Genomic DNA, 1,403 nt, shown 5'->3' on the forward strand with positions numbered 1-1,403 from the left:
GGGGGGGTGCCCCTATGACTTTGGTCAAGGGGATGGGGCGGGTTGGGGGTCGTAGAAGGTGCCGTCGCGGAGCATCGCGAACAGGACGTCGGCCCGGCGGCGGGCGAGGCAGAGCAGAGCCTGGGTGTGGTGCTTTCCCTGGGCGATCTTTTTGTCGTAGTAGGTCCGGGAGGCGGGGTCGCCCAGTGAGGCGAAAGCGGAGAGGAAGAAAGCCCGCTTGAGCTGCTTGTTTCCCCTGCGTGAAGGCTGTTCGCCGCGGATCGAGGAGCCCGAGCTTCTGGTTGCGGGGGCGAGTCCGGCGTAGGCGGCAAGGTGGGCGGCGGTGGGGAAACTGGTGCCGTCGCCGACCTCGATGAGGATGCGGGCTCCGGTCCTGACGCCGACTCCCGGCATGGACGTCAGGACCCTCGAAAGAGGGTGGGCCTCCAGCAGTTCCTCGATCCGGGTCGCGAGGAGTTTGCGCTGGTCGAGGACGGCTTTCAGGGAGCCGGCCAGGCTGGGAACGATCAGTGCGGCCGCGTCGGTGCCAGGGACGACCACCGTCTGCTCGTCGAGCGCGGTGAAGACGTCCTCGACGAGACGTTCGGCCATCCTGGGGGCCTTCGGGCGGATCAGGCTGACCAGACGTCGTCGTCCGGCCTTCCTCAACTGGGCTGGTGAGCCGTGCTGTTCGAGCATCAGCAGCACGGCCGGGTGCTGGATGCGCGGGCCCAGGACGCGTTCCAGCGAGGGGTGGATCTGGGTGAGCAGACCGTGCAGCCGGTTGGCGATGCGGGTGGCTTCGCCGGTCAGGTCGTCGTCGAAGCCGACGATCATCTCCAGCTCGGCGACGGTCTCGTCCTCCAGCTCGATGGACCGCAGGGTGTGGGGCATCGAGCGGGCGGCGTCGGCGATGATGAACGCGTCCCGGGCGTCGGTTTTGGCCTCGCCGGGATAGAGATCGGCGATCCGCCGCATGGTTAATCCGGGCAGGTAGGCGACCTGGCAGCCAGCATCGCGGGCGACGGCCAGCGGCAGGGCACCGATCGAGGCGGGCTGGTCGACAACCACCAGCACGGCGCCGAGCTTGGCCTTCAACTTGTCGAAGAGCTCGCGGAGTTTGGGCTCGGTGTTGGGCAGCCGCTTGTCGAAGACCTTCTTCCCTGCCGGGTTCACTGCGGTGGCGTGGTGTTCGCCTTTGCCGACGTCCAGGCCGAGATAGACGTCGATGTCGCCGGTGTCGATCACGTGCGTCCTCCGGTTGTACTCATCCGGCCTCAAAGCCACGGCACCGATCGCCACATCCACATTACGAAGAGCCTCCCGACCTGCGAAAAGTCGGTGGTCATGCCCCTAATCAGCGGTCAGTCAGTGCCTCCGGGACCGGTGACACCACCCCCCGGATCATGGTTAACAAGGGGGGG

Annotated in this window: 1 protein-coding gene; it reads right to left on the reverse strand. The window is 66.9% G+C overall.

The features are described from left to right. Positions 1-24: 24 nt before the first annotated feature. A complete protein-coding gene (locus tag AC07EJ_RS46065) occupies positions 25-1,227 on the reverse strand; it encodes an IS110 family RNA-guided transposase (RefSeq protein ID WP_478886541.1) in 1,203 nt (400 codons plus the stop codon). Between the last annotated feature and the right edge of the window lie 176 nt (positions 1,228-1,403).

It is taken from the genome of Streptomyces sp. NPDC045026 (assembly GCF_056432625.1).